At 48.5% G+C, this 22691-nt stretch carries 21 protein-coding genes and 1 other annotated feature; of the genes, 7 read left to right on the top strand and 14 right to left on the bottom strand.

Annotated elements, in window-relative coordinates:
• Positions 1-166 precede the first annotated feature (166 nt).
• Positions 167-763, top strand: a complete 597-nt coding sequence (locus tag ACR9FF_RS20215; RefSeq protein ID WP_435164171.1) for a TetR/AcrR family transcriptional regulator — start codon at positions 167-169, stop codon at positions 761-763.
• Between the two features lie 61 nt (positions 764-824).
• Here ACR9FF_RS20215 and ACR9FF_RS20220 read toward each other — a convergent pair whose 3' ends face one another.
• The 7 genes from ACR9FF_RS20220 to ACR9FF_RS20250 all read right to left on the bottom strand — a co-directional run bounded on the left by ACR9FF_RS20220 (position 825) and on the right by ACR9FF_RS20250 (position 10035).
• A complete protein-coding gene (locus ACR9FF_RS20220) occupies positions 825-1856 on the bottom strand; it encodes a LacI family DNA-binding transcriptional regulator (protein WP_435164174.1) in 1032 nt (343 codons plus the stop codon).
• 192 nt (positions 1857-2048) lie between these two features.
• Positions 2049-4808 carry a beta-galactosidase gene (locus ACR9FF_RS20225; RefSeq protein WP_435164177.1) on the bottom strand — a complete coding sequence of 920 codons (2760 nt, stop codon included), beginning with the start codon at positions 4806-4808 and terminating at the stop codon, positions 2049-2051.
• 26 nt (positions 4809-4834) lie between these two features.
• A complete protein-coding gene (locus ACR9FF_RS20230; protein WP_435164180.1) occupies positions 4835-6229 on the bottom strand; it encodes a glycoside hydrolase family 30 protein in 1395 nt (464 codons plus the stop codon).
• Positions 6230-6580: 351 nt separating this feature from the next.
• Positions 6581-7693: a hypothetical protein gene (locus ACR9FF_RS20235; protein WP_435164183.1), complete on the bottom strand. Its 1113-nt coding sequence runs from the start codon at positions 7691-7693 to the stop codon at positions 6581-6583.
• Between the two features lie 11 nt (positions 7694-7704).
• Positions 7705-8427 (bottom strand): hypothetical protein, encoded by a 723-nt coding sequence (locus ACR9FF_RS20240; RefSeq protein ID WP_435164186.1) that lies wholly within the window; start codon positions 8425-8427, stop codon positions 7705-7707.
• Between the two features lie 124 nt (positions 8428-8551).
• On the bottom strand, positions 8552-9217 hold the full coding sequence (locus tag ACR9FF_RS20245; protein ID WP_435164189.1) for a hypothetical protein: 666 nt from the start codon (positions 9215-9217) through the stop codon (positions 8552-8554).
• On the bottom strand, positions 9214-10035 hold the full coding sequence (locus tag ACR9FF_RS20250) for a hypothetical protein (RefSeq protein WP_435164192.1): 822 nt from the start codon (positions 10033-10035) through the stop codon (positions 9214-9216). Before ACR9FF_RS20250 ends, ACR9FF_RS20245 begins: the two co-directional genes overlap by 4 nt.
• 329 nt (positions 10036-10364) lie before the next feature.
• On the opposite strand from ACR9FF_RS20250, the gene ACR9FF_RS20255 reads away from it, so the two are divergent.
• Genes ACR9FF_RS20255 through ACR9FF_RS20265 form a run of 3 tightly spaced genes read left to right on the top strand, consistent with a single transcriptional unit; the run spans position 10365 to position 13829 of the window.
• Complete coding sequence (locus ACR9FF_RS20255) at positions 10365-11135, top strand: IclR family transcriptional regulator (protein ID WP_435164195.1); 771 nt, start codon at positions 10365-10367, stop codon at positions 11133-11135.
• 33 nt (positions 11136-11168) lie between these two features.
• Complete coding sequence (locus tag ACR9FF_RS20260; protein WP_435164198.1) at positions 11169-12764, top strand: OPT/YSL family transporter; 1596 nt, start codon at positions 11169-11171, stop codon at positions 12762-12764.
• Between the two features lie 18 nt (positions 12765-12782).
• Complete coding sequence (locus ACR9FF_RS20265; RefSeq protein ID WP_435164201.1) at positions 12783-13829, top strand: S-methyl thiohydantoin desulfurase domain-containing protein; 1047 nt, start codon at positions 12783-12785, stop codon at positions 13827-13829.
• 83 nt (positions 13830-13912) lie between these two features.
• On the opposite strand, the gene ACR9FF_RS20270 is transcribed toward ACR9FF_RS20265, so the two are convergent.
• Complete coding sequence (locus ACR9FF_RS20270; RefSeq protein ID WP_435164204.1) at positions 13913-14158, bottom strand: hypothetical protein; 246 nt, start codon at positions 14156-14158, stop codon at positions 13913-13915.
• 543 nt (positions 14159-14701) lie between these two features.
• Between ACR9FF_RS20270 and ACR9FF_RS20275 the strand changes: the two genes are divergently transcribed.
• Complete coding sequence (locus tag ACR9FF_RS20275) at positions 14702-15418, top strand: hypothetical protein (RefSeq protein WP_435164207.1); 717 nt, start codon at positions 14702-14704, stop codon at positions 15416-15418.
• A 37-nt stretch (positions 15419-15455) separates the two neighbouring features.
• Here the strand turns inward: ACR9FF_RS20275 and ACR9FF_RS20280 are convergent, their stop codons facing one another.
• Both ACR9FF_RS20280 and ACR9FF_RS20285 read right to left on the bottom strand, forming a co-directional pair.
• Positions 15456-15809, bottom strand: coding sequence for a hypothetical protein (locus tag ACR9FF_RS20280; protein ID WP_127490565.1), 354 nt, complete (start codon positions 15807-15809; stop codon positions 15456-15458).
• 171 nt (positions 15810-15980) lie between these two features.
• A complete protein-coding gene (locus ACR9FF_RS20285; protein WP_435164210.1) occupies positions 15981-17657 on the bottom strand; it encodes a glutamine--tRNA ligase/YqeY domain fusion protein in 1677 nt (558 codons plus the stop codon).
• A gap of 61 nt (positions 17658-17718) precedes the next feature.
• Positions 17719-17970 (bottom strand) — a binding site (T-box leader).
• Positions 17971-18175: 205 nt separating this feature from the next.
• Between ACR9FF_RS20285 and ACR9FF_RS20290 the strand changes: the two genes are divergently transcribed.
• Entirely contained in the window at positions 18176-18670 is a 495-nt protein-coding gene (locus ACR9FF_RS20290) for a pyridoxamine 5'-phosphate oxidase family protein (protein WP_435164213.1), read from the top strand.
• Between the two features lie 66 nt (positions 18671-18736).
• Here ACR9FF_RS20290 and ACR9FF_RS20295 read toward each other — a convergent pair whose 3' ends face one another.
• Entirely contained in the window at positions 18737-19213 is a 477-nt protein-coding gene (locus ACR9FF_RS20295; RefSeq protein ID WP_435164216.1) for a hypothetical protein, read from the bottom strand.
• Between the two features lie 222 nt (positions 19214-19435).
• Between ACR9FF_RS20295 and ACR9FF_RS20300 the strand changes: the two genes are divergently transcribed.
• A complete protein-coding gene (locus ACR9FF_RS20300; RefSeq protein ID WP_435164218.1) occupies positions 19436-19840 on the top strand; it encodes a VOC family protein in 405 nt (134 codons plus the stop codon).
• Between the two features lie 57 nt (positions 19841-19897).
• Here the strand turns inward: ACR9FF_RS20300 and mnmH are convergent, their stop codons facing one another.
• The 3 genes from mnmH to ACR9FF_RS20315 all read right to left on the bottom strand — a co-directional run bounded on the left by mnmH (position 19898) and on the right by ACR9FF_RS20315 (position 22622).
• Positions 19898-20932, bottom strand: a complete 1035-nt coding sequence (gene mnmH / locus ACR9FF_RS20305; RefSeq protein ID WP_435164221.1) for a tRNA 2-selenouridine(34) synthase MnmH — start codon at positions 20930-20932, stop codon at positions 19898-19900.
• A gap of 25 nt (positions 20933-20957) precedes the next feature.
• Entirely contained in the window at positions 20958-22007 is a 1050-nt protein-coding gene (gene selD, locus ACR9FF_RS20310; RefSeq protein WP_201001993.1) for a selenide, water dikinase SelD, read from the bottom strand.
• An 81-nt stretch (positions 22008-22088) separates the two neighbouring features.
• Positions 22089-22622, bottom strand: a complete 534-nt coding sequence (locus tag ACR9FF_RS20315; RefSeq protein ID WP_201001995.1) for a GNAT family N-acetyltransferase — start codon at positions 22620-22622, stop codon at positions 22089-22091.
• Positions 22623-22691 lie beyond the last annotated feature (69 nt).

Genomic DNA, 22691 nt, shown 5'->3' on the forward strand with positions numbered 1-22691 from the left:
TATAGCTCGAGCCACCCCTTTTACAAGCGACGATTCTAGTCAAAAGTGTAAATTAGTTTACAGAAATTGAATTTATGTAGTATTTGTAAAGAAAATAATACAGTCAAAACGAAATTGTCGTTTACTACTAGGAATTTAATAACTAAAGGAAAGGAAGGGAGTAACGATGGACAAAACAACAACCCGGACGGATCCGCGTATTTTGCGGACGCGCCAGCTGCTAAGAGATGCCTTTATCGATCTGCTCGAGGAAATGGATATCGAGAAAATATCGGTTAACAAGCTTGCCGAGCGGGCTACGATTAATCGGGTTACCTTCTATCTTCATTATAAAGATATCCCGGACATGCTGGACAAAATGGCGGATGACATGATTGAAGATATTAATCAGGTACTGGATCGCTCGACCGTAAAATCAGACTCGCCGGAGGTCATCAATACAACGATGCTCGTAAAGCTGCTTGAGCATATCGCGGAGCATGCGAAATTTTACAAGATTATTTTGGCCTCTCACCGCACGACGATCTTTACCGATCGTTTATTGCGGTTGTTGACCAAGCTGATCTCGGATGGCATCGACAAACGGGGAAATGACTCTTTTGTGGCGAAAGCCAATATTCAGAAGGATATCGCGGTATGGTACAGCTCCGCTGCCTTGATCGGCACCATTGTATCTTGGCTTCGCGCGGACATGCCTTATACCCCGGTGTTTCTCGCCAAGCAGTTCTTCCTGCTCCGTACGCTGCAGGATCCCAAAAAATGAAATAAATCGCCCTCATCCTGAAAACCTTACATACAGGTGAAGGCGATTTTTTTTACATTGCTTATTTATCCTCATGGGGCTTAGTGCTTTGTCTGACAATAAGCTCCGGTTCAAGGGAGTACACTTTCTTCACCTTTTCCTTGTTCATCAGATCGCGGAGCACGCGCACCGCCGTCCGTCCTAGATTATTCGCCTGCTGCGATATGGTTGTCAGCTCGGGAATAACGTGATGCGCCAACGGAATATCGTCGAATCCCACGATCGAGATATCCTCCGGCACGCGAAGTCCCTGCTCCACCGCCGCCTTGATCGCGCCGATTGCCGTAAAATCATTGACGCAGCATACCGCCGTCGGCCGGTCCTTTAAGTGCAGCAAAGCCTCCATTTGCGTCCGTCCGGAATCAACGGAGAAGCTGTCGGGCAGAATCCAGTCTTCCCGCACCGTCAATCCGGCATCCTTTAACGTCTTCTTATAAGCCCTAATCTTGACCGCCGTAGTTGCCATATGACTCTGCCCGCCGATAAAGCCAATCTTCTTATGGCCGGTTTCAAGTAAATGTTTGACCGCCAGAACGGTGCCCGCGTACTCGTCCGTTACGACGCGCGTAATGCCGGAGTCCTTCAAATTGCCGTTTACGAGCACCATCGGAATTTTCTGCGAATGCTCAACGACCTCCTGGACCAAGGCGGGGCTGCAATCCTTCAGGTTAATACGCCCGCCCATGAACAGAATGCCGTCCACCCGCTTCTCCTGCATGATGGTCAGGAACTCCGATTCCTTGTCGTGCAGCCCTATCGTATTGCAGAGGAAAAAGGTATGGCCGGACTCCCTGCCCTCCTGCTCCGCGCCTGAGAATACTTCCGGAAAGAACGGGTTCGTAATATCCGGTAAAATAACGCCAATAATTCCCGTCTCTTTCTTCAGCAGACTCCTTGCGTTAGCATTCGGCTGGAACTGATATTTTTGCATGATCGCTTCGATCTTCTCCCTCGTTGAGGCACGTACGGGAGCGGTGTCGTTTAGTACGCGCGAAACGGTCGCAACGGACACCTTGGCTTCCTTCGCTATATCGTACACAGTCACTTGCTTCATCTGATAGGTTCTCCTCTGGAACAACTAATATAGTTGAAATTATACCAAAGTTAGGTTGCTAAAGAAACGGATTTAAGCAGCCGCAATCCGCCAATCTTCCTAAAAAAACCGCTGCCCGATATGATTGATTCAAAAATTGAACGCATCATCCAAGCAGCGGTTGCTTACAACCTTTTTATTTTGCGGCGAATACTAGGATTGAATAGAAATCCAGCGCTTGCTGGACGCCTGGTCATAAAGCAGACGTACCTTGGACGGGCTTGCTCCATTCTCGTCAAAGAGGACAAGCTCGTTGCGGTCCTTCAGCCATGCCATCGGAATTTTATAATCCTCCTGCGGACCAACCTGCCAGTAACGGCCAAGGTCGATGCCGTTCAGCCATAACGTTCCTTTGCTCATGCCGGTTAAACGCAGCTTCAGCTTGGCGTTAACATCCGCCGGAAGCACCGGCTTGTCGAATTGCACGGTATGCCATACCGGAACGCCTGTCTCTCCCGCATACGGCTTACGGTTAAGCTTCCGGACATCGGCAATGCGCCATCCGTTTAGCTCCTTCTTCGAGGAAGACGCGAGAAGCTCCAGACGCTGCAGCGGCGATTTAACGTAAGCCATTTCGATCAGATTGGAGCCTTCCTGAATGTACTCCGAGATATCCAGCGTGTGATGCAGGAACCAGTCCTGATAGCCTTCCAGCTTGATTTCCTTGCCGTTAATGCTAAGGCGTCCGCTGATCGCGCCTACCAGAACGACGCGGTCGAAACCGGCTTCCACGCTAAAGGTTCTGCTGATCATGCTGCCACCCGCGATAGAATTGACTTCATTCAGATGGACCGTTGCCTCTTCATGCTTCCATCCGCCAAGAAGGTCAATCGATTGTCCGTCCGCATAGACCGCCCCGGCAATCCCCTTCGCTTCGCCCAAATAAGGCGAGAAATTGAGACGGCCCATATTTTGCACCAGAATTTGCAGATGGTTCTTGCTGTTAGGCGTAAGCTGCACTTTTACCGCCGCTGCTCCTACCTTCTGCACAAGCGCCTGCTGCTTACCGTTCACGTACACTCTGGCCGTATCCTCCAGCTTCGAGAGCACTAGCTTCGTAGCATTCTCATTGCCGGCATCGATGTCGCATTCATAAAGCAAATGGCCATAAGGCTGACCAAGCTCGGAGAAGGCTGTTGGCTGCGAGGCTTCCTGGCCTTGCGCCGCTGACAGCTCGCAGGCTTCGGAGCTCCAGCCTTCAAGGACCGGCGCTTGCAAATACACGTACGGCGCAAGCTGTCCGCCAGGGAGAGCTCCCCAATTGCCCAGGTGAATCGGCTCCGCATCGCTGTCGTGAAGAGCAGCCCGGAATGTACCGTCCGCCATCAGGTCGAAATCGGCGTATCCAATCGCCCAGCCCGCGCCGTTCTTGCCGGCAATCCGCCAAGCCCGGTCCGCGCTGTCTTTGTTGATGACCACAATGCGGTAAGGCTTGCCGCCAACGGTCAGTTGAACGAATTGCGCCTCCTGGAAGTGGCAAAGATCAAAAGCAACTCTTCCGTCGCCATCCAGCTGTTGTCTTCTGACCCCGTCATCCTGGACCAGAATCGGCTGATCGGATTCCAGCTCGATATACGAACGCTGACCGTTCTCCGCATAGACGATAAGCGTATGCTGGCCATCGATCCATTCATTGGCGATCAGATACGTATTGCAGGTCAAATAAACGCCCGGTTCAAGCTGAAGTCTGTCGATTACGGGAACAACGGCAGAAGAACCAACCGTAACCGGAATGGTCCGGCCGTCTGGCAGCGTCATGCTGGTTGTTTCGCGCTCATCCTTCGAGCTCTCCACAAACCAGATCCGCTCCTTGCCTTTCTCGCGAACCCGTGCCGAGAACCCTTGCGGAAGAGCTGCCAGCGACGCGTCGCCTTCAACCGCATTCAACAGGACGCTTTCCGTTGCTTGGACAAAGTAAGACATCCGTTTGGCGGTATTATATTTTTCCGTCACGCGCCCGTATTCGCTTAGCGGTGCATCATAATCGTAAGAGGTCACCATGAAAATATCGCTGGCGCCAACCGTACGGCCGCCGTAGCCGCCAAAGTTCGTGCCGCCAAAGAACATGTAATGGCTGATGCCCGTAAATCCGGACCGCAGCGATTCCAGCATTCTTTTCTCGTATAAGGCTGCCGTCTTCTGCGTAGCCGCAGGCGCACCCCAATGCTCGAACCAGCCGGTCCAGAACTCGGTTACGATCTTTGGCGTATCCGGCTGCTTTTGCACCAGATTGTTATAATGGTGATCCGCACCCGACCAGAAGTTCGCGCCTTCAACCGTGCCTTCCGCGCCGCCGACGCAAGTGATCAGCGGTACCGTTACGCCCCGGTCCAGCATGACGTCTCTTAGATGAAGCATATAGTCGCGCGCAACCTCGTCGCTTGCCAGATAACCGTATTCGTTCTCCACCTGCACGAGAATAACCGAGCCGCCGGCATTAATTTCGCGCTCCTTGATAATGGGAATAATCCGGTCCATGTAGAGGTCCACATAGGTCAGATATTGCTTATCGAAGGCCCGGAATTTCATATCCTCTTTGTTATTCAACCAGTAAGGGAATCCGCCGAAATCCCATTCCGCGCAAATAAACGGACCGGGACGGGCAATGACCCACAGGCCCAATTCATGGCATAGATCAAGAAACGCGCCGCAGTCGTTATCGCCTTCGAAGTTCCACTTTCCTTCTTCCGGCTCGTGAACGTTCCAAGCAAAATAAGTATCGACGCAATTCATGCCGGCCAGCTTCGCCTTCACAAGCACCTCGCGCCATTCTTCCTTCGGCATCCGGAAATAATGAATGGCCGCGCTGTTCAGGAACACTTGCTCTCCGTTAATATTGTAGCTGAATGCGTTATATTGAACCGCCGTATTTTTATGCGGCAGTCCATTCGTTTGTACGATGGTTTCCTGCATCTGAAGTGCTCCTCCTTATTTCTCTGTTAAAGAGTTACATTGGCTATAACCACAGTCGTTACGGACTGTGCTTCAAGGTTAACTGTAAATTTATTGCTATGAATGGACAGCTCGGCTTCAACCAGGTTTTCCAGCTCCGATGTGCGATATAGCTTGGCTGCTGCATCGCCTTGGACAAACGGGCCGAGATCATAACGGATTTGTCGTTGCCCTTCCCGGTTATGCGCAACCACTGTCAGCTGCTTGCGGGCTTCATCGTAAGCGGCAATGGAATCGCGGTCATCCAGCCATAAAATGCGACTGCCCGGACGAATAAACCTGCTGAATTGAGCCATCGCGTAATATTGCTTCGTCATTTCGTATTGACCGTTGCCTTGTCTGAAATCGGTGTGGATAAATCCCCAGTTATTCCGAGCGCTTTCGTCCTCTACGGCCTGCCAATACACCCAAGCTGCGGGCTGCAGCAGCCGCAGATCCGTAATGATCCTCTCGGCCAGCTCCATCACGCTGGTCATATCCCCGTGATCATGCGGTCCGGTACCCCCGGTTCCGTACTCCGACATCCACAGCTTCTTCCCCTTCTCCTGCGCCAGCATGCGAATCTCCTCAAGCCGAACGCCATTATAAGAGTGGGTATTGATTTGCGAGAAGCTGTTAAACGTCTCTTCGTCATAACCGTGCAGCATTTCCAGCGTTTCATCCACGCTGTTCCCATCGGGTGCGCTGACTGCCGTTTCGGTTAAGCCTTTTAATTGAAGGGATCGGGCCGTTAGCTTAATGATCTCCATTTGTTTATCGAGCGAGAAATGTGCGCCTTCTTGAATATTGCCCTTTTTCCACCAGTTCGAGATCGGTTCATTCAACGGATTAAGCGTCCGGAAGGCAACGCCGTGCACATCCTTATAGTGTTTAACCACTTCCGTCAAATAGTCCGCAAATGGTTCATAACATTCTTCACGCAAATTATTGCCGCCGTCTTCCGCACCCGTAACGGAACCGCTTATCGTCATCCAATAAGGCGGCGAATTGGAAAAAGCTTCTGCAATATCAGCCCCGCGCTTCATCGCTGCCAGCAAGACCTTCCTCTGGCCTTCATCTGCATTCCAGTTCCATATGCCCTTCTCCGGTTGAAATCCCGGAATATCACCGCCTGGGCGCAGCGTGTTAGGCTGGATTTCCGGGTTTTCCCCGCCGCCAATGTTGTACCGGATAATGTTTAAGCCAAGGCCTTTATCCGCATCAAAGATAAGATCCATGATCTCATCCTGCTTATCCCGATCGCTCCACTGGCCGACAATATGCCCCCACCAGGCAAGCGAAGTACCCCAGCCTTCAAAGCCGTCATAGCCATTCTCCGGCTTGATCTGAATAATGGCACCTTCGTTAGTAAGTCCGTTATCGTGTCCATTAATGCCGCTCATAAGTCCTCCTGTTCCAGCCTATTCTGAAACCTATTTCATGAAACGGGTTTCATAACTGCTGAAAAATGAATACCCTTTGATGGGTATTGGTAATTATGGAGCTCAATTGAAAAGGCTTACAATAATCTGGTTTTAATTATATTCCCGACTTCTGGAAACTGTCAATACTTGTTTATCGGCTCGTTCAGAGGCAAAGAGACCGCCCTTTGGACAGTCTCTTTACTTGGGTTTAATCGCTATTTTACCGCTATGCTCAACTTCTTGCCTTCTAGTCTCTCCCGCCTTATGTGCCAAACGCATTCGCGAGCTGGCAGGTATACGTAAAAGCCTCTTTTATGGCCTCGCAAATCATTATTTACGGGTATAAAATGCTTCGAATTCCGCAACGGAGTCAAAGCGGTTTAGGGCTACACCCTCCGCTATGAGATGCTTCTCCAGCTTGCCGATAAGCTGCAGCACGGCTAACCGTAACGGTTCAAAATTAACAGGATCCAGCAACGACACAAGATCCGGATATCCATAACGAACGTAGTACTCCCGATAGTCACCAATGTCAACTAGTCCAGGCCAACGTCCTTTTTCCGCCGCGTACAATATTCGGGCTAGTCCGTCTTGCAAACCGGCAGCAACAAAAAAGGCCGTTTCGTAATGGCCCTTTTCGCATGCGGTCAACAGCTTGTTCATCATGCCTCTTTCCTCTTCGTAGTATCCTTTCATACGTTCTTGGTAAGAGCGTTTCTCTTCCAGGCTGCTTCTTTTCTCCGATATTAGACGCATCGTATCCGCTGCCAATTTCTCGCATGCTAATAAGATTTCATCCGGATTATGACTGAACATGATCGTATCCAGGTATTGATCCAGATGACCCGGCTTTACCTTCAGATCTCTGACTTGCTCGCGATAGTGGCCCCAGCTTCGCTTATAATAGATTTGGTTCAAGAAGCCAAGAGACTTGAAAATGTTTCCCGTAATCTCTTGAGCTTGGATTCGAAAATAGGACAGATTCTCGGAGTCCGTAAAAATCCGCATTTTAGCCAAGCTGGCAAGGCATTCCTTTATAACGGATTCTGCTTTGTTAACCATTGATGATGCATTGGCTTCGCTTCCCATGCCGGATATCTTGTCTCGAAGCGCCATGAATCTGGCCAGATCCTCCTCTGATCGAACATACAATAGTTGGCAGTCCGCGATAATCGTGGTGTTCCACTCCTCCGACGCTGCCATTCGTTCGGCACGATCCCAGCCGATTGGCCAGAAATCAAAGCTGATGCCTTCGATTATGAACTGGCACTCGGCTTGTCTCCCTTTGTCCGTTGCCGGAATAAAGAAGAAATCCAAATCGGAACGTTTCGTGGCCCGCCCCTGCAAATAAGATCCATAATAGCCGACAATCGAAATATCTTCGGAGTAATGCTTTTTAATATGCTCAACAATAATATCCGCGACAGCAAAAACATCAACCATTAGACAACCTCCTAGTCTGTCTTGATCAACTTCCATGATTTATTCGAATAGACTAACCAAGCCTTGTAATCCGAGATTTCTGCCCTCATTTCGCATACATGGTCCATATCGGTGTAATGACCAATTTGGCTTAATGGTATCGCAATTTCTTTCGTCCCCATCGTTATTCTTGCTAAATCAATGATTAAACCGCCTCCCGTATATTCAAGGAGCATGGATGCAATGTCCATGGGAATATCATTCATTTGTTTGCCTGTTAACCGTTTATGTTTGGAAACAATAATTTTTGCCAAAAGAATTTTATAATCATTTAGATCGGTCACGTAAAGTTTATTAAACCAACCGTCATCGTGAGCAAAATAAGCAAATCTTTCCTTAGGTATGGCATGCAATGGCTTAGCAAGATGAGCGAAATACAATAATTCCGCAATATCAGCAGCACTTAAAGCATCCAAATCGCTTTCCTTCGAGAAATCCACCCAACAAAAATCCCCATAACCGTAAATATTGTCTTCCATTAATTCTTCAATTTCTTGCTCCGTAACATAATCAAATCTGGAGTGCATATTCCATTGTGCGCTGTCAAAATGATGTTTAAGCAACAAAAGGTTCTCCGGTCTTTTATCCATACAATTCATAAATTCATGGAATTCGATTCCATAGGAATAAAAACAATTCAAAGAGTTTGGCCTGCTTACATAGATCATATCCCTGATTTTTTTACGATTCCTCATAAATTTAGATCCTCGCATAAATGTTTTATCCTTACTATAAGCCAATTTCGCCAAATTCAGGTTGTAATCTTTAAGTATAAAAAAAATATAGCCAAGTACCCGAAGTACTTGGCTTGTTTATTTGCTACAGCTGATGAGTTGCAGTCGGCTGCCCTGCCGGGCTTGCTTCAAAGTCATCCGCATTAACAGCGGTGGATTGCCTTGAGAGAACCTCTAAACGCGCAATACGCAAGCCGCGCGATACTTGGAGGCAGAGGATCAAAAAAATCATGTAAAGAATCAGCGTAACAAAGCTCAGGATAAGAAGCATCGTTCCGCTCAATTCGTCGGCTTGATTAACCATGCGGCCAAGCCCGTTGGAGAGCATCATGAATAGAAGAAGCGGCAAGGCCAAGCTGCAGATCCAGCGCCCTTCCTTCTTAGCGCCGCCTGTATCATCCAGATACCACCGTCCAATCATTCGGTAAATGGAAGGAATCCCGAATAAGTTATAGACGGGAATCAGGATGCACGCGAGCGATTTCCCGGGTGAACGGGCGAAGCTCGGAAAGAGCGTCTTCATATCGAGATGAACGCAATAGATCCAGATCAAATAAACAACCGCGGCAATATAATACAGAACGGAGGATACAATTTCAATGAAACCGTAGAAATCATAAATATAAGCGGTGAACGCATCCAGACTTGCCGTATACACAATGGTGCTCACCAAATCGGCACAAGCTAGTCCAGCAAGCACCCACAGCAGTAATTTCAATACGTTCGACAAAGTCTCTGACTTCAATTTCAAGGTTGGTTCACGCTCCGAATATAGGGATTAGGTAACTGCCGCAAATAAGAAATAGCTTCTTCTAATGTCGCAACCGGGACAAGCTGTAGCTTCAAATCCAGTTCTTTCGAGGCAAGCTCGGCTTCTTGCTCATTGCTGAGTCCCGGGTACATAAACGTCTCTTTATCCTTAGGGACGAAGAAAATATCCGTGCCCGCCGCTTCGGCCGTTCGCAGCTTATCCCGGATAGCGCCAACGGAGCCGACTGTATGGTCCTCTTCCAGCGTTCCCGTGCCCGCGATAATAATCGTACCGTCTTGAGAGAAATCTTCCTGCATCGCTTCTTCCACAAGACCAATCCCCAGCATAAGGCCGATCGAATCCCCGTAATAATTCGACGTTTCTTCGATTAACTGCTGAAGCCGTTCATCTCGCCGGTCTTGTTCGATCGGGGAGGAGATCACCTCGGAAGCCGAATCTACGGCATAATGGATCGTCTCATTACACCTATCTTCTTCGAAATCCAGCATCGCGCTTAGATCGTCTTCAGCCGAGGAATCAACCTTCGTAAATTCGGCTTCCGAATCGCTAAGGCTAACGGAATACTTTTCATAGCGATTACAAGTGACGCCTTCTTGGACGTACACGAAGTTAACGCTGCCGTTGACATCAATCTCTTCCATCGGGACGATCTCGCCCGTAGTCGTGAAGCTATAGTACTGGGGCCAATAAGCATAGACGGCAACCGTAAAGGGAATGAGGAGCAATAAGATGCCTATGATCCAGTGGCGGTATGACTTTTGACTTTCATTGTTTGTCATCTGAGGTATTTCTTTCAATTTCACAACCATCCTATTGGTTCAAATGTAGGTCGAATGTCTCCTATTCGACAGTTGGATAAGTATTCCTGCTTACTTAAAGAAAGAAAACTAAAGAGGAAGAGTAGGTTATACGATACTTCTGCAGCGTCAGAATTATTTTTGCTGTGCCCCATGCATCCGCTAATCTCGCAAGATTTCTTGTAATTAACTTCTTAACTATAGGACATGCCAACCCTGCTAGTTCGAGAAAACTTATTGAACTTCAAGGGAAGAGTAAGCTATAATGACAACAATATTCGCATTTTAGAAACACTGTTTCTATTATAGAAACACTAAGGAGGGGCATTGTGTTAAAAACGTTGGATAATTCACTCGAGCTATTGCATTATTTTACGAAGGAAACGCCCCAATGGGGCGTCCGGGAATTGGCGAAAGCAATGGGAATGAACCATTCCATCGTCTTCCGTATTTTGGCAACCTTCGAACAGCACGGGTTTCTTGTTCAGGACAAGGACTCGAAGAAGTATTCCTTGGGTATGAAATTTATGGAGTTCGGCGCTATCGTGAGAGATCAATTCCGTATTTCGGATGTCATTCTGCCCATTATGCAACAACTGTCGGCAGATACGGGGGAATCTATTTATTTAACTTGGCGGGACGGGCTGGAGGGCATCTGCGTGGAGATTGTGGAAAGCTCGCAAACGATCCGTTACGGCGTTACCGTAGGAAGTCGGTCTCCTCTTTTTGCAGGCGCATCGAATAAGGTGATCCTAGCTTTTCTGCCGGAAGAAGAATTGGAATCTATACAGCTTCAGCCGTTTACGGACAAGACGATTACGTCCAAAGAAGATCTCATCCAGGATCTAGAAAAGATACGTGTCGCGGGATGGGCATATTCTGTAGGCGAATATACGGAATCGGTGTTTGCCTTATCGCTGCCTTTATTTAATTCGTCCAAAGAGGTTGTTGCCTCCATAACGGTTGGTGGCCCGGACTTCCGAATGCCGCAACAGAAGGTGGAGCCAACTCTGCAGAAGTTAATCCGGGGACGAGACGAGATGCAAGCTCTTATCGGCAAACTTGCCGGAGCAGCATCCTTTCGTGGATTTATGTCCTGATCACATTATTCCAGACAACATAGGGGGAACATCATGAATTCCGAGCAAAGCAAAAAGCACCCTTCCGCGTTTGAACCGCTTACCTTATTGCTGACGGTTGTAACCGCTGTACTTGGTGCGATAATCGGCATGCAAATTATTGTGACTCTTGGGGTTACGCCTAGCACTTCCATTATTGGCGCTCTTGCCGCCATGCTTATTTCACGGATTCCCATTGCGTTAATGAGAAAATACCGGTCAGTCCAACGGCAAAATCTCGTTCAGACCTCCATTTCTTCGGCAACCTTTGGCGCAGCCAACAGTCTGCTGATCCCAATCGGCATTCCGTTTGCCATGGGCAACACGGAGCTTGTGATTCCCATGCTGATTGGCGCGGGGCTCGCGATGCTTATCGATGCCACGCTGCTGTACAAGCTATTTGATTCCCGCATTTTTCCTGCGAGAGGAACCTGGGCCCCTGGCGTCGCTACGGCGGAATCCATTCTGGCCGGAGATAAAGGCGGCAAACGCGCAGGCTTGCTCGGTATCGGCACAGCTATAGGCTTAATCGGCTCCTACTTCGGCATTTCCATGTCCGCGTTTGGCGTCGCCTTCATTGGCAATATCGCAGCTTTAACGATGTTTGGCATCGGACTACTCATCCGGCAATATTCCTTGCCATGGTTTGACTTCGATCTAAGCACAACCTACATCGGTCACGGCTTAATGATTGGCGCCGGTATTGTCGCTTTGGTGCAGGTCGCCTTTATGATGCTCCGAAAGCCCAAGAATCATGATTCCCAGGAGGAAGCCGAAACCGCGGAAACCTATACCCGTTCTACAAGCGAAACGAAACGCGTATTGGGAGCAGGTTTTGTCGCTTATCTTATTGTTGCCGTTATTATCGCCCTTGCAGGCGGATTGTTGACGGATATGTCCGCAGGCATGCTGATCGGCTTTATTCTTTTTGCGGCTTTTGCCGCGTTCCTTCATGAGATGATTGTTGGCATAGCCGCTATGCATTCGGGCTGGTTCCCTGCTTTTGCCGTAGCGTTTATTACTCTATTAATCGGCATGCTGATCGGATTTCCGCCTACGGCTTTGGCATTGCTGGCCGGTTTCAGCGCAGCTACGGGGCCTGCTTTTGCGGATATGGGATATGACCTTAAGACCGGCTATATCCTGCGGGGCAACGGTGAAGACAGAGAATACGAGCTTCAAGGCAGACGCCAGCAATATATAACCGGCATGATCGCTTTTGGCGTTTCTCTGATTACCGTTCTTATTACTTACAACAGCTATTTCTCGGATAATCTTTTCCCTCCGATCGATAAAGTGTACGCCTCGACAATTTCGGCGGGAGCATCGCCGCATGTGGCGCTCGAGCTGTTCTTATGGGCCATCCCCGGTGCCATCCTGCAGCTGATTGGCGGATCGAAGAAACAGATCGGCATCATGTTCGCAACCGGTTTGTTGATCACGTCTCCTTATGCCTGCTGGGCTGTTCTTGCCGGGATCGCGATCCGTTTAATTGTACTAAAGGCAAAAGGCAAACAAGCCGAAAGCACGATGAGCATTTTGGCTGCCGGTTTTATTGCAGGGGATGCACTGTACAGCTTCTTTAACTCCGTATTTAAAATTAACAAATAAAACAAACGGGTGATAATAATGGCTACCATACAACTAGATAAACAAACTGTGGAATATGCGGTCTATGGAGGTGCCGTGCTTGGCGGCGGAGGAGGCGGCTGGATCGAGCAAGGGCTTGAGGTGGGGCGTCTCGCCTTGGAGGCGGGAGATCCAAAGCTTATTACGGTAGACGAATTGCATGATGAGGATTTGCTCGTAACCGTGGCGTTGGTCGGAGCGCCGGCTGCCAAAGATAAGTATGTAAAGCCGATGCATTATGCGCGTGCGCTCGACATTGTTTCCCGTCTGGCGGGCAAGCCGATTCAAGGCTTGATCACCAACGAGAACGGCGCGGAAACAACCGTAAACGGATGGTTTCAATCCGCTTTAACCGGGATTCCGGTCATTGATATCCCTTGCAACGGCCGGGCTCACCCAACGGGAATGATGGGAGCCATGAATTTGACCGAGCTGGACGATTACGTGTCGCATCAAGGGGCGGTGGGAGGAAAAGGAAGCCGATACATGGAAATCGGCGTCTCCGGCAAGCTTGAAAAATCCGCTTCGGTCGTACGGAACGCTTCCATTGAAGCCGGCGGAGTTGTGGCCGTTGCGCGTAATCCTGTGTCCGTGGCTTACGCCAAGCAGAACGGATCTCCGGGAGCGATTCGTCAGGCCATAAACGTCGGACAAGCTTTACTCTCCCATAAAGGAGAATCGGCGATTGCTGCCGTAGTCAAAGAGCTTGGCGGCAGCATGGCCGTAACGGGGACGGTTACCGGGTTCCGCCTTGAAACCAAAGGCGGATTTGACGTCGGAATTCTGACAATTAACCAAAAAGTGGAATTAACCTTCTGGAACGAATACATGACCCTGGAAATAAACGGAGATCGTATAGCTTCCTTCCCGGATCTGATCATGACGCTGGACGCGATAACAGGCAGACCGGTTATCTCCGCAGCGGTAGAGATCGGACAGCAGCTGGCGGTTATAATCGTTCCTAAAGAAAAATTAATACTCAGCACAACGATGAAGAACGCAAAGCTGTTAAAGCCAATCGAAGAGATTATCGGCAAACCAATCTAATACTTATCGCACGCAAAACAACCGCTCCGTCATTACGGAAAGCGGTTGTTTTTGCTAGACAGCACTCTGTCTGTATCGGTGACCTACGGTTGCTCCTCCTTATCGACGATCACCCATGTACCGTGGTCAAGCTTGGTTTTGATCTTGATTGGAATTCTGGATGCCCCGTACATAGCGGCATGATCATCTTGACCAACGCCTTCGTACGTGTACTGAACCCATACTGTCCCTTTGGTAAAGGTATGAAAGACATGCCCCGTGCTTAATTGAACTTGAATGCGGTCATCGGGCTTTTGACTCGGGAAATCAACACCCCCCCTCCCTTGCATTAAGGTCCCGTTCCAACGCTCGAAACGATCCAGAACGGTCCAAACTTTTTTAAGTAAAATACGCTCAATCCTCCGCCGGTAACTCTGTCTGTGAAGTTCGTCACATCGTATAAATGCCCATATTGATGATCATAGCGATGTTTGTCGGTAATTTTAGACGTAAATACGCTTCCAAGATGGAAGCTGGTCAACATATACCTCCGGGTCGTTAACTGCGGGGACAAGAAGCTAATGATCCATAAGACTACTACAACAATTACAGCAAGCTTGACTATCGTTCTTCTCTGCAGCTGAATAATCGATCACCTCTAAATTCATAAATTCCATTATAAGGTATTAATTCTAATTGTTAGACGATGGGAGCAGGCGAATAGTTTCGCTTTTAATCAAATGGATTAATCGTATAGCTGCAAAACGGCTTTTATTCGACCTAAGTCCAGTAAAAGTAGCGACAAATGTCGGAAGTGGATCGACACAGCTTTGGGTAATCTTGAGAAGCAGTTGTTAAACGTCCATATACCTATTGAAAAGGAGAAATTGATTGTGAATGAGTTGCAAAATGCGTTGTCTGAGGTTATTGAATCAGGCTCGCAAGCTAATCCTGCCTTGAGTGCAGTCATCCATAATTATGCGAAGTATCATGCGGTACTCGTTATTTTTGGCGGACTATTGGTCATAATCTTTGCATTGCTTAGTATCAGATTTTGGGCAAAATTCAAAAGAAACCCCCATTATAACAAATCCAAATGGAGCTTTGAGAAAAAGGTATACTTCTCTTTCGGAATAATGAGCTTGTTTATCACTTTATTAATGGCTTTGATAGTGGTGGCAAACGCGACGAATACCTTTTATCCGTTGCATGGCTTCTCCTTGTTTATTGATTCATTTGCAATCTCGGATGGAGGATCCTACAAGGATGAATGGCGTTATGCTTTTATAGAGTGGATAAGGTCAGGTAATGAAAGTATCCCCGCCATGATTCAGCAGAAAATAAATGCACGTATCGAGTTTCACGCAGCAAAAGCATTCGTTTGCGGGGCTTTGTTAATCATCTTTGTTGCACTTGGCCTATTCCTGTGGAACTCCTTAATAAAAAGGTCCAAAGCTATGGGTTCCAAGTGGAGATACATAGAAAAAACGTACTTTATATCCGGAATAGCCACGGTTGCTCTATCTCTATTATTGATGGTGATGGTTGTAGCAAATACGCAAGGAGCAATTGCACCCCTGACCGCCTTTTTAGTTGGTTTGTCCGGATAAGGTTGGAAAGCTTCGCATGGAAAAAGCACCGGTGCTTTTAATAAGTCCTTACCCATTCAAAGCATCTGCATACAAAAGCAAAGGCCTCATACTCTTGTTCTTTTACCCGGAAGTTAATATTCTCAAGCTGATCGGATGAAATATCCTGGATTTTGATATCCAGACGGAAAGCTCCCTGGAAGCTGCCTATTTTCAGATCTTTTACATCCTCAAACGTAATGATTAATTTGGGACCATCCTGGTCAAGCGGAAGCGAACTTAGCGTTATGATCAAATTGTCTGTCAACATCCCCGCTTCATGCTCGCAGCGAACCAGATTAAAGGATTGTATGTAGCAGAGCTTGTACTGTTTTTGATAGAAACTCTGTATTCGATCAGCCGTATGTTTCATCTTCGGACAGCCTCCTTATTATTAATATATACTCCTCCGCATAAATGAAAAGGACCATCTTCTAAGATGGCCCTCTAGTACTAGTAGGAAACAAAATAAGCGATTATTCTACAGCTATCGAGCATAATATAGTATTCGCCCTGGTCTCCTATTTTTGGGGGTATGCGATAGTTAGTTCGGTTTCTTCCAGCTGTCCTTGAGTGGTACAACCCGGTTAAACACCAAATGATCATTCGTACGAAGTTTTGTGTCAACGGAGAAATACCCATGGCGCAGGAACTGGAATTTTTGCTCGGGCTCGGCATGCTTAACATGATCTTCAATCAGAACTTGTTTTCGAACCAAGGATTCGGGATTTATTTTGGCTGTCCAATCCTCGCCGTCCTTTGGCAGCTCCTCGTCCAGAAGCAATCTATCGTATAGGTTAACATCCGCCCGGATGCAATGCGCCGCCGAAACCCAATGAATCGTCCCTTTCACTTTACGTCCGGTAAAGCCTGAACCGCTCTTCGTAAGCGGATCGTACGTGCATCGCAATTCCATGATTTCACCGGAAACAGGATCCTTAACAACCTCTTCGCATCGGATAAAATAAGCTCCCTTTAGCCTTACTTCCCCGCCTGGACGAAGCCGGTGATAACCTTTTGGCGGCTCCTCCATAAAATCTTCACGCTCGATATAAATGGTTCCGGAGAATGGGACCTCTCGTTTACCTAGCGATTCGTTTTCACCGTTATTTTCGATCAGCAGCCTTTCCTCCGACCCTTCCGGGTAGTTCGTGATGATAACCTTTAACGGCTCCATAACAGCCATAACGCTTGCCGTTTTCTCTTTAAGGTCCTGCCGCAACAAATGATCCAGAAGCGAAATGTCTACGATGCTTTGATTACGGATACTCCCGATTTCTTTAATAAAATCATGGATGCTCTCCGGCGTATAACCCCGTCGTCTTAAGCCGCGAAGAGTAGGCAGTCTAGGATCATCCCATCCGTCCACGAAGCCGCCCTCCACCAGCTGTTTTAAGAACCGCTTGCTAGTGACCACTCCGGTTAAGCTAAGCCTTCCAAATTCTCTTTGCCGCGGAGGCTCAGCCATCTCCAGCTCGTTCAGGACCCATTCGTATAACGGCCGGTGATCCTTGAATTCAATCGAGCAAAGCGAGTAGGTAATCCCTTCAATCGCGTCTTGCAGCGGGTGCGCGAAATCGTACATCGGATAGATGCACCAGTCGCGTTTTGTCCGATAATGCTCGGCATAAAGGATACGGTAAAGAACCGGATCCCGCAGATTGATATTGGGGGAGGCCATATCTATTTTCGCGCGCAATACTTTGGTGCCGGCCGGAAACGCTCCTTGCTTCATCTTTGCGAAAAGCTCCAAATTTTCCTCCGCCGAGCGTTCCCGGTAAGGACTGTTTCTTCCCGGCTCCGTTAAGGTTCCGCGGTACTCCGTTAATTCGTCAGGCGTCAGATCGCATACGAAGGCTTTGCCTTTCTTAATGAGGGTAATAGCGGCATTATAGATTTGCTCCGCATAATCGGAGCCGTAATAGATATGTTCTTTCGGATCTACGCCAAGCCACTTGATATCCTCGATGATCGCGTTAACGTATTCGATATCTTCCTTTAACGGATTGGTATCGTCGAACCTCAGATGAAAAGTGCCGCCGAAATGTTGCGCAATCATAGCGTTCGTAAGAATCGCGTAAGCACTCCCGATATGGAGATAACCGTTAGGTTCGGGAGGGAATCTCGTGCACATCTCCCTGCTGAACGGCTTCCGTTCAAGCTCCTCGCTAATAAGTCTAAACATGTGATGCTCCGCTAAATGTTCCTTGGAATTGTCCATTCCGAGTTCCTCCTAAAAAGAAATGTGAAACAAAAAAAACTCCACCCCCAAGACGTTAAGTCTTGGGGACGAAGTTCCGCGGTGCCACCCCAGTTTGTTAATATGTCGCCATATTAACCTCTTCGAGTACGGCATTGCATGCAATGGTTATACTCTAGCTCTGTAACGGGAGCTCCCGTCATGCCATCACCCGTAAGGATCCGTCATGCTGCTCAGAGGCTTGTTTCGGGGAATCGTCCTCCGCTCCTTCTCAGCTGCCGGAGCTCTCTGTTCGAGAACATTATTCCCTTACTCTTCTCTTCATCGCGTTTTCCATAATTGTTTATTATAATACGAATAATTCCCTATTTTGTAAACGGCATTCCGTTTTTTATCCGGTTATACTCCTCCATCGTAATGGAAAGCATAAAGGATCACAGCCAAAAACTGACCTATCGTGCTTTTCGGGATGATTGACTGATTAGCTGGACCGTTCCTTGTGTAATACTATATCGATACATAATCTTTAGGACGGGGTGATGAACATGCATGCAAATACAAATAACCGGGAAGCCATCGAGAAGGTAAGGGAACTGATCAAAGACATCAAAATCGCAATGCTGACAACGGTGTCCGAGGATGGCCTGGTGTCACGCCCGATGAAAACGCAGGATGTCGAATTTGACGGCAGCTTATGGTTTCTGACGAAGAAGGATACGGATAAATTTCATGAACTGCTTCAAAACAAGCAGGTGAACGTTGCTTATGCGGATAAGTCCTTTGTCTCCATCCGCGGTGTGGCGGAGCTTGTGGACAGCACCGACAAAATCAAGGAATTCTGGAATAAAGCTTACGAGGAAATATTGGAGACGACCTATGACGATCCCAATCTTGTTCTTATCAAGGTGAATGCCGAAGCCGCCGAGTATTGGGATTCCGGCAACAAGTTCAAGATGGTGAAGTTCCTATTCAATCGGTTGATGGGAAAAAATACGGAAGGAACCGAGCTCAATCAAACGGTGGAAATGAATTAATACGGCCTCATGCTTAAGTCCGCTTCGGATTTCACACGAAGCAGGCTTGAAGCATGAGGTTTTTTGTTAGCCCGTTATGCGAATATAAATCCAACTCGCGAGCCACAAGCCTAGAGGAAGAAGTACGCTCGCAACCGTTAGATTCGGAGTCAGCGGCTTCTTTCGGACAACGGAAAGGATCGTATCCGACAAGTAAAAGATAGCCGCCGCCAATAAACTGACTTGATATAGAATAAGCCCAAACACGCAATGAAACACGGCGGACACCGTCAATTGAACCCAACGTCTTGGAGCAACTAACCGTGAAATGATCTCACTCAGCATGGAAGTCATCGCTCCGTAAACGTAAATGACGGGGCCGGCGTACATCATATATATACCTACCATTCCTGCAGCTTCATGCAATCTCGCTCCTAATGAAAGGTTATTGTGGATGCGAAATAAATCCGGCTCCCATACGGAGAAAATAATGGTAAATAAGAAAGCGGTTATGCCGGCGCTTATGATTTTCCTCATGAATACTTGGCCCAAAGCTGGTTGCATCGTCCCTTCTCCCCTTTGCCTGCCCTTTGAAGCAGAATGAATTACCAGCATCATACCTTAGGAGCAATGCGCAAGTAAGTTCTAACTTTTGTAGGACCCGGTTCGGAAAAAATTTTTTCTAAAAAAATTTGTAACCCTTGTCGATTTGGTCATCCCTCGTTCGTTGTCTTCATAGAGGCTGAGGAAACAGTCTAAACCAAGCGATGGAAGGATGTTATTCAAATGGCAAAACTTACGGCTTACATGATGTCAGAAGACGCGAAAGCACAGGCAGCATTTTATGTTCAGGCACTCGGCGGGGAAATTTTGTCCGTGGTCACTCACGGTCAGCTTCCAGAGTCAAATGAAGAGCTGAAGGACAAGGTTGTGAATCTCAGCATGACGGCAGCAGGCATTACTTTTCTTATGTCGGACTCCGTGTTTGAGCCGCTCAGACAAGGGAATGCAATTAATCTAAGTCTGGAATATTCCAATGAAGCTGAAGCGCGTGATGCCTTCGATAAGCTTGCGGTTAACGGCCAAGTGATTTTTCCGCTGGAGCCGGCTTTCTGGGGAGCTTTATTTGGACAAATCGAGGACAAATTCGGTATACGATGGATGATTACAACAACTGCGCCACAAGCTTAAAGTACATGAAAAAGGCCATCCCTTCTGCCTTGCGGGATGGCCTTTCCTTTTTAATCCTTATTTCGAGGAGGCAGCAAGGTAAGCCTTCACCTTGTGCACCGCTTCCGCTATCGTACCCGCTTCTATCTCGACTCTATCCTGCTTATACTGCATCATCGAATGCTCGTAACGGGGATCGTAGTAATGCTCCAGCAGCAAACGGACTGCCTGCTCGAACCGGTCTTCCGTTAGAGCCTGCATAATCTGCGCAGCAATCGGCGTATGCATCCGCTTCTCGATCTGCTTAAACGCGGCAATCAATTCCTGCTTGTTCTCATACGGATTGTAGTCCTCCACGATATGGCGGACCCGCTCTTCCAGCGGCAGCCGGATAAAGAGCTGCATGCCGGCTTCTTTCTTCCCGATCAGGAATGGAGGAAGCACGGCTTTGCCGATCCGTTTGCTCTCCCCTTCCATCAGCACGTATGGAGCTTCCTGCAGCTTCAGCAGATCCGTCACGAGCAAGGCTTCGAACGTCTTCTGGTTATTCGCCTTCTGTCCGACCTGGCCAAAGATCGAACCTCGATGACCCGCCATGCCTTCCAGATCAAGAACAGGATACCCTTCCCCTTGAAGCTCGCGCAATATCGCCGTTTTTCCGGTTCCCGTATGGCCCTGCAGCACAATCGCCTGCGGCTTGAGCTCGAGATGCTCGAGCGTATCCACAATCCATTTCCGGTAGGTTCGAAAGCCTCCCGTCAGCCTGTAAGCCCGGATTCCCATCAGCGACAGCACCGTTGCCGTCGTCTTGCTTCGCATGCCGCCGCGCCAGCAAAATACGGCTTTGGAATCTTTGATCTGCTCGAAGGATTTGATGAATGCCGGCAGCTTGGCCGAAAACAATTCAAGCCCCCGGTCTTTGGCGGCCTGGACGCTGACCTGCTTGTAGATCGTGCCTACTTCCGCCCGCTCCGAATCATCGAAGAGCGGAATATTCAAGCTGCCCGGAATGGTGGAATCGGCGTACTCCGAGGGAGAACGCACGTCAATCATAACGATTTCTTTTTTATCCCGTAATGCCAGCAATTCCTCTATGGTGATATCTTGAAACAAGTTAACCGCTCCTTATTCGATCAAGCTACAGTACGACAATACGTCCTGGATGGTCGGCAACCGTCTCTCCGATAATAGCCGCTTCCACGCCGGATTGCTTCAGCTTGCCCAGAAGCTCTTCCGCTTGGCTGCCTTCCACGGAGATAAGCAATCCTCCGGACGTTACCGCATCGCATAGAATCCATTGGCCGATCTGATCCAGCGTATCCGGGAAGGTAATCGAATCCTGCACATGGGCAAAATTGTTCTTGGTTCCACCGGGAACAAAGCCTTCCTCGGCCAGCTCCCTGACGCGCGGCAGTACCGGCACTTCCTTCGCATGGATGCGGATTCCGACGCCGCTGCCTTTGGCCATCTCAAGCGAGTGGCCAATCAGGCCAAAACCGGTGACGTCCGTGCATGCATGCACATGATACGGCTCCATCGTTTCAGCCGCCGTCTTGTTCAATGCAGCCATCACATCCGTCACGCGCTGAACCTCTTCATCCGACAGCTTGTCTTTCTTGATGGAGGTCGTAAGAATGCCTACGCCAATCGGTTTGGTCAGAATAAGCTTGTCTCCAGGAACCGAACCCGCATTGGTTCTCACTTTGTCCGGGTGGATGAGGCCAGTAACGGCGAGACCAAACTTCGGCTCGTTATCGTCGATGGAATGCCCGCCAACAAGGGTAATGCCCGCTTCCTTCATCTTATCGCCCGCACCGCGCAAAATATCCGCCAGTACTTGCTTGTCCAGCGTCTTGATCGGGAAGGCAACGATGTTCAGAGCAGTCAGCGGTCTGCCGCCCATGGCGTAAATATCGCTGATCGCGTTGGCAGCGGCTACCTGTCCGAATGAATACGGATCGTCAACGATGGGAGTAAAGAAATCGACGGTTTGCACCAACGCAAGATCGTCGCTTAATTTGTACACGCCTGCATCGTCGCTCGTATCGATGCCGACCAGAAGATTGGGATCGGCTACGGGTACTGGCAGGGAACGGATAACTTGCGACAGGTCGCCGGGACCAATCTTGCAGCCGCAGCCGCCTTTCGTGGAGTAGGAAGTCAGTTTGATTTTTTCAGTTTCAGGCATTGGCTCGTATCCTCTCTATATAAGAAATGTTTCATAAAGCTAAGCATATAGATTCATGATAAAGGATTATGCAGATAAAATCTAATGGTCCGTCCTAAGCAGTCCGTAGTATCTCAAATCCTCGTACGTATCTCCCTTGCGGATATGGTTACGCAATACCCCTTCGAATTTCATGCCGATCTTCTCCATCACTCTATACGATGCCGGATTCCGGGTCATTGCGGCCGCATACACCCGGTTTAACTCCAATTCTTCAAACGCAAATTTCACAACCCGTCCCGCAGCTTCCGAACAATATCCGTTGCTCCAATAGGGCTTGCCAATCCAATAGCCCATCTCGGCCATATTATGGGTCTTAATAACGTGAAGCCCAACAACGCCAAGGAAAGCGCCCGACTCCGTCAAGGTTACGGCAAAGGAGAAGCCGTCTCCTCTTGCCGCAGCATCTTGCCTCGCTTGGATAAAAGTTGCCGCAGCTCCCGCCGGATAGGGATGAGGCATGTTGAGCGTCGTATCCGCTACATCCTTGTCTCCTGCTAATTGTTCAATGAACTCACCATCTGCCAATTCAAGCGGTCTTAAGGTTAAGCGTGATGATACAAGTGCATGAAACATTCAAATCCCTCCAGATTTTTAATAGTAGAACGCAAAAAAGCCCCGTCCCCGCAAGGGACGGAGCCTGCT

The organism is Paenibacillus glycanilyticus, assembly GCF_051200795.1.
GTDB lineage: Bacteria > Bacillota > Bacilli > Paenibacillales > Paenibacillaceae > Pristimantibacillus > Pristimantibacillus glycanilyticus.

What these genes read in the sequence shown, in the direction of transcription:
- ACR9FF_RS20215 (WP_435164171.1), top strand. Translation starts at nt 167, where the DNA reads ATGGACAAAACAACAACCCGGACGGATCCGCGTATTTTGCGGACGCGC.
- ACR9FF_RS20220 (WP_435164174.1), bottom strand. Translation starts at nt 1,856, where the DNA reads ATGAAGCAAGTGACTGTGTACGATATAGCGAAGGAAGCCAAGGTGTCC.
- ACR9FF_RS20225 (WP_435164177.1), bottom strand. Translation starts at nt 4,808, where the DNA reads ATGCAGGAAACCATCGTACAAACGAATGGACTGCCGCATAAAAATACG.
- ACR9FF_RS20230 (WP_435164180.1), bottom strand. Translation starts at nt 6,229, where the DNA reads ATGAGCGGCATTAATGGACACGATAACGGACTTACTAACGAAGGTGCC.
- ACR9FF_RS20235 (WP_435164183.1), bottom strand. Translation starts at nt 7,693, where the DNA reads ATGGTTGATGTTTTTGCTGTCGCGGATATTATTGTTGAGCATATTAAA.
- ACR9FF_RS20240 (WP_435164186.1), bottom strand. Translation starts at nt 8,427, where the DNA reads ATGAGGAATCGTAAAAAAATCAGGGATATGATCTATGTAAGCAGGCCA.
- ACR9FF_RS20260 (WP_435164198.1), top strand. Translation starts at nt 11,169, where the DNA reads ATGAATTCCGAGCAAAGCAAAAAGCACCCTTCCGCGTTTGAACCGCTT.
- ACR9FF_RS20265 (WP_435164201.1), top strand. Translation starts at nt 12,783, where the DNA reads ATGGCTACCATACAACTAGATAAACAAACTGTGGAATATGCGGTCTAT.
- ACR9FF_RS20270 (WP_435164204.1), bottom strand. Translation starts at nt 14,158, where the DNA reads ATGCAAGGGAGGGGGGGTGTTGATTTCCCGAGTCAAAAGCCCGATGAC.
- ACR9FF_RS20280 (WP_127490565.1), bottom strand. Translation starts at nt 15,809, where the DNA reads ATGAAACATACGGCTGATCGAATACAGAGTTTCTATCAAAAACAGTAC.
- ACR9FF_RS20285 (WP_435164210.1), bottom strand. Translation starts at nt 17,657, where the DNA reads ATGGACAATTCCAAGGAACATTTAGCGGAGCATCACATGTTTAGACTT.
- ACR9FF_RS20290 (WP_435164213.1), top strand. Translation starts at nt 18,176, where the DNA reads ATGAACATGCATGCAAATACAAATAACCGGGAAGCCATCGAGAAGGTA.
- ACR9FF_RS20295 (WP_435164216.1), bottom strand. Translation starts at nt 19,213, where the DNA reads ATGCAACCAGCTTTGGGCCAAGTATTCATGAGGAAAATCATAAGCGCC.
- ACR9FF_RS20300 (WP_435164218.1), top strand. Translation starts at nt 19,436, where the DNA reads ATGGCAAAACTTACGGCTTACATGATGTCAGAAGACGCGAAAGCACAG.
- selD (WP_201001993.1), bottom strand. Translation starts at nt 22,007, where the DNA reads ATGCCTGAAACTGAAAAAATCAAACTGACTTCCTACTCCACGAAAGGC.
- ACR9FF_RS20315 (WP_201001995.1), bottom strand. Translation starts at nt 22,622, where the DNA reads ATGTTTCATGCACTTGTATCATCACGCTTAACCTTAAGACCGCTTGAA.